Annotated in this window: 4 protein-coding genes and 1 pseudogene; all 5 read left to right on the top strand. The window is 38.6% G+C overall.

Translation table 11 applies throughout. The features are described 5' to 3' along the window. The first annotated feature begins 114 nt into the window (after positions 1-114). A complete protein-coding gene (locus Q0L68_RS15640; RefSeq protein WP_296705026.1) occupies positions 115-1,566 on the top strand; it encodes a PhoPQ-activated pathogenicity-related family protein in 1,452 nt (483 codons plus the stop codon). A 143-nt stretch (positions 1,567-1,709) separates the two neighbouring features. Beyond that, a complete protein-coding gene (locus Q0L68_RS15635; protein ID WP_296705025.1) occupies positions 1,710-2,852 on the top strand; it encodes an acetylxylan esterase in 1,143 nt (380 codons plus the stop codon). A 91-nt stretch (positions 2,853-2,943) separates the two neighbouring features. Then, on the top strand, positions 2,944-3,954 hold the full coding sequence (locus Q0L68_RS15630) for an exo-alpha-sialidase (RefSeq protein ID WP_296705023.1): 1,011 nt from the start codon (positions 2,944-2,946) through the stop codon (positions 3,952-3,954). 18 nt (positions 3,955-3,972) lie between these two features. Beyond that, positions 3,973-4,905, top strand: a complete 933-nt coding sequence (locus tag Q0L68_RS15625; RefSeq protein ID WP_296705021.1) for a dihydrodipicolinate synthase family protein — start codon at positions 3,973-3,975, stop codon at positions 4,903-4,905. 27 nt (positions 4,906-4,932) lie between these two features. Continuing rightward, positions 4,933-5,396: pseudogene (locus Q0L68_RS15620) on the top strand (sodium:solute symporter); the annotation flags it as partial.

Raw genomic sequence — 5,396 nt, 5'->3', positions numbered from 1 at the left:
GAGCGAATAAAGAAAGATGAATTTTGTTCCACTTTTCCTTTTTAGAAGTAAATGGATTGTTGGTCTAATTTTAAATTATTAGATTTTAGACTGTTAACATAAATCCAATCTTAAATGAAACTTTATTTTTATCGACCTCTTCGATGTCTTATAATCTCGACTTTTGTCCTTTCTTTTTTTTCAGCTTGCGAAGAGCCTAAAGAGCAAATAACTACTCCTGATTCAAAATCAGAGGGTATCCTAAAAGAATATGTAATGGCACCGGATAGCAAATTCAGTTTTGAAGTAGTGCATACTGTGACCGGGACTGACTACGATTACCATGTCCTAAAAATGACTTCTCAAAGCTGGTTGACGCCAGATGTAGTAGATAAAACTGAATGGTGGCATTGGGTATCGATAGTGGTGCCAAGAGATACTCCCTTTGAAACAGGAATGATGTGGATAGGCGGAGGAAGTACCAATACAAAAATGCCTGAAAATCCTGATGAATTGATTTTGGCTGCTGCAACCCAGACAAATTCCATTGTTGCCCAAGTTCACAATATCCCATTTCAGCCTTTGACTTTTGCCAATGATACCTTTGGCGAGCGGTATGAGGATGCGATCATTTCTTACGGTTGGAGAAAATTTCTGGAAGGTGGGGCTAAAGATGAAGATGCCATTTGGCTAGCAAGGCTACCGATGACTAAAGCAGTAAAGCTAGCGATGGATGCAACATCTGAATTGGTCAAAACTTATTATAGCAAGGATCTGAAAAATTATGTAGTTGCAGGAGCTTCAAAAAGAGGCTGGACTACTTGGACTACCGCTGCAGTGGATGATCGCGTAGTGGCAATTATTCCAATTGTGATAGATATGTTGAACCTTGAACCATCCTTTAAACATCATTGGAAAAACTATGGTTTTTGGGCACCAGCAGTCGACGATTATGTTAGGGAAGGAGTCATGGATTGGATGGGGACACCTGAATTTGATCGGTTATTGGAAATCACGGAGCCTTATTCTTTCCGAGCAGATCTGGATATGCCAAAATTATTAATCAATGCTGCTGGAGATCAGTTTTTTCAGCCTGATAGTTGGGAGTTTTATTGGGGCGATCTAAAAGGAGAAAAACATATTCAATATGTTCCAAATTTTGGACATGATTTGAGTGAATCTGATGCTTTACCCAATATGATTTCTTTTTATTCTTCGATTTTGAATCAAAACCAACGACCTAAATACGAATGGAAAATTCAAGATGACTTAATCTCATTTCAGGCAGATCCAGAAAACAAACCTATCTCAGTCAAAATATGGACCGCTTACAATGAAAAAGCCAGGGATTTTAGAGTAGATGAATTTGGCCCCAACTGGAAAGCAACTGAGTTGCCGTCAACAGAAGATGGGCAGTATATCTATCAAATGAAACAACCCGAAAATGGATTTCAAGGTTATTTTATGGAAGTTACTTTTGCAGGTCAGGCTCCATTGAAGGTGACTAGCGGGGTTGAAGTACTACCAAGAACTTATCCCTTCGAAGAATACGTGCCAAATCCAATGGCAACATCAGAAGCCAATTAAAATCTAGCATGACTTTGAGCCTCAAATACTGATATGATTATGGTAAATACCAGATTCCATGTGGCTTTTGAAAATCGAATAATAAACACATGAAAAACTACATCATTTTTACCGGCCTTCTTCTAATATTAAACTTTGATCTTATGGCACAGCGAACAGTAAATGAAGACGAAAGTAAAGTTCCACCTTTAATACTTCCAGACCCTTTTATAAGCGAAAAAGGTCATTTGATTAAAACTATTTCTGATTGGGAAAATACCCGGAAACCAGAATTGATAAAGCTTTTCACAGATGATGTTTATGGCCCAATTCCAACAGATTTTGATGAGATCTCTTTTGCAGAAGTTTCTGAAAACCCGAACCCTTTCCCAGAGTCAACAATATTCAAAGAAGTTGATATCACAGTTTTCAGAAATGGAAACAGTCATAAAATGAGATTAAATGTATTCATACCGAAATCAAGTAATCAAGCAGTTCCGATAATTTTATTGATCAATCATAGGCCAAAATATAGTGATGGCAGAATCGCTGAAGAAGGCTATTGGCCAGTTGAGGAGCTTGTGAAAAGAGGTTTTGCCACTGCTTCTTTTCATGGAGAAACCGTGGCTCCAGATGATGCCGAAACATTTTCACAAGGGATCCTTTCCAAACTTTATCCTGAGGAACTTTCAAAGCCGAATGGGATGAGAACTTTTGGAGCTTGGGGTTGGGCATCTATGAGAGCAATGGATTATTTTGAACAAGAGCCACTGATTGATGCCAAAAAATCAACTATAGTAGGTCATTCAAGATCTGGCAAAACCGCCTTATGGACCGGAGCAAATGATGCAAGATGGGCAGTCGTAATCGGAAATGAATCAGGTTGCGGCGGCGCTGCTATTTCTAGACGGAAGTTTGGGGAAACCGTCAAAATAATCAATACCTCTTTTCCACATTGGTTTAATGATAATTTCAAAAAATACAATGATCAGGAAGACTCTTTACCCATCGACCAACACATGCTCGCAATGCTGGTTGCTCCAAGAGCAATCTATTTTTCAAGTGCAAGAGAAGATTTATGGGCTGATCCAAAGGGCGAATATTTATCCATGCAATTAGGAAGCAGAGTTTACAACGATATCTATAAAAAATCAGTCTCTTTTGACTCTGATTTTGAAGATTTACACGCGCCAATAATCCAAGAATCTGCTGGATATCATATCAGAAATGGCAAGCATGGATTAACCTTGGAAGATTGGAATCATTTCATGGATTTTATAGACTTAAACCTAGAAACGAAGAAATAAAATTTCAGGTGAGTACAAGATTGTTTTTCCAACTTATAACTGCTTTTTGTTAGCTTAAACCTAAAATCAACCTAGCCAAATCAAAATTTTTATGTTTCATGTGATAACCATACTTCTAGCGCTGACATTCAGCTTTTTGAAAAATCAGGCTGAAAAACCAGAAGTTAAAATTTTAAAATCTGAATTCATTTATGAGACCGCCCCATTCCCCTCTTGCCATGCCTCTACCCTTTTGGAAACAGAAGATGGAATTTTGGCCTCTTGGTTTGGAGGAACTTACGAACGGCATCCAGATGTCAGTATCTACACTTCCAGGTTGAAAAATGATACTTGGTCCACTCCAGAAATGGTTGCCGATGGAATAGAAAATGAAGTCTTTAGAAACCCAACCTGGAATCCAGTCCTTTTTAAAACTTCGCAAGGGAAAACAATTCTTTATTACAAGGAAGGGCCAAACCCAAGAGAATGGTGGGGACTATACAAAACTTCAGATGACGAAGGGAAAACTTGGTCGAAAGCAATTCAAATCCCTCCCGGCATGTTGGGGCCAGTAAAAAACAAGCCAATCAGCTTACCCGATGGGACTATCCTTTATGGTAGCAGCTTCGAAACGAATGGAGTTTGGAGTATGCATGTGGAAACAACAAACCAGAATATCCAAAATTGGCAAAAAATAGAAATCGATAATGGAGCTTTTCATGCCATTCAACCGACTATTTTAAGTTATCCAAATGGTAAACTACAACTACTAGCCCGGACGCAAGAAGATGTGATCGGCACAACCTGGTCCAGTGATGGAGGAAAAACATGGTCCACGGTAGAATCGACGGGATTGGTTCACAATAATTCCGGGATTGATGCAGTGACTTTAAAAAGTGGATTACAATTGCTGCTTTGCAACCCAATCAAAGACGGGAGAAATAAGCTATCATTAATGATGTCATTGGACGGAAAAAACTGGGAAGAAATTCATGTTTTGGAAGACCAATCAAAAGGTGAATTCAGTTACCCCGCCATCATCCAAGCAAAGGATGGTACAATCCATATGACTTACACTTACAATAGAGAGAAAATAAAATACGTTTCTCTCACTTTAGAATAACCCTCTCAAACCTATTTTATGTCATTCCCAAAACCATTTCGAGGCATCATCCCTCCGATGATCACTCCCCTAAACCCAGATTTTTCTCTTGATGAAAAAAGCCTTGAACTCATCATTGAGCATATGGTTTCGGGCGGAGTTCATGGAATCTTTATTTTGGGTACTACCGGAGAATTTGCAAGTTTGAGTTCAACGGAAAAAAAGAAACTTATCCAACTCACCTGCAAAAAAGTGGATCATCGTATTCCTGTTTTGGTAGGAATCACGGATTGCTCTTTTCAGGAAAGTTTAGATTTGGCTTACTGTGCCAAAGAGGCTGGTGCAGATATTTTGGTAGCTACTACCCCATTCTATATGAATATTGGGCAGGAAGAATTGGTATATTATTTCTCTCGATTGGCTGATGATGTTGATTTACCTTTGTACCTCTATAATATGCCTTCCCATACCGGGATTAAAATTGAACTGGAAACCGTAAAAACTCTGGCAGATCATCCAAATATCATAGGAATAAAAGACAGTTCCGGAGATCAAAAATACTTCGAAAGTCTTTGTGATAATTTTAGGGAGTATCCTGAATTCACTGTACTGGTTGGCCCAGAAGAAATTTTAGTGGAAACCATGAATATGGGGGGACATGGTGGCGTGACAGGTGGAGCAAATCTTTTCCCAGCTCTTTATGTCAAACTTTTCGAAGCTTTGGAATATCAGGATAAAAAAAGAATCAAAGCCCTGAATGAAACCGTCCAATTTCTAAGTGATAATTTATATAATCTTGGTACATATCAATCGAACTACCTCAAAGGGCTTAAAGCTTGTATGTCCTTTGAAGGCTTATGCCAAGGAATTTTAGCTTTGCCGCTTGTGGCTTTTAATGAAACTGAAAAAGAGCAACTAAAAGAAAAATATAAATCTGTAAAAGAGGCTGTTTCAAAAGTCCTAACCACCTAAACTTTAAGACCAAAGTTCCCTAAACTTATGAATCTACCCATTCTTGATCTTGCGATTTTTTTGATTTACATGGTAGCAATCGTAGGTTTTGGGATTTCCTTTTCATTCCGAAAAAGAACAGCAAATGATTTCACCACTGGAGGTGGAAGACTTCCTTCCTGGGCAATTGGGATGTCGATTTTTGCAACTTTCGTCAGTAGTATCAGCTTTTTAGCTTTGCCCGGAAACGCATACTTATCCAATTGGAATGGATTTGTTTTCAGCCTTTCTATTCCTTTAGCTGCGCTTATTGCCGTTAAATACTTCGTTCCACTTTATCGCAAACTCAATAGCGAATCAGCTTATTTCTACCTCGAGCAAAGGTTTGGCCTCTGGGCAAGAATCTATGCTTCCATCTGCTATTTATTAACTCAGCTCGCAAGAATGGGCACCATTCTTTATTTACTGGCATTGCCAATGAATGCTTTTTTTGGATGGAGTATTCCTTTGAT

It is taken from the genome of Algoriphagus sp., assembly GCF_024642405.1.
Taxonomy (GTDB): Bacteria; Bacteroidota; Bacteroidia; order Cytophagales; family Cyclobacteriaceae; genus Algoriphagus.
This window is presented reverse-complemented; position numbering and strand designations above follow the sequence as displayed.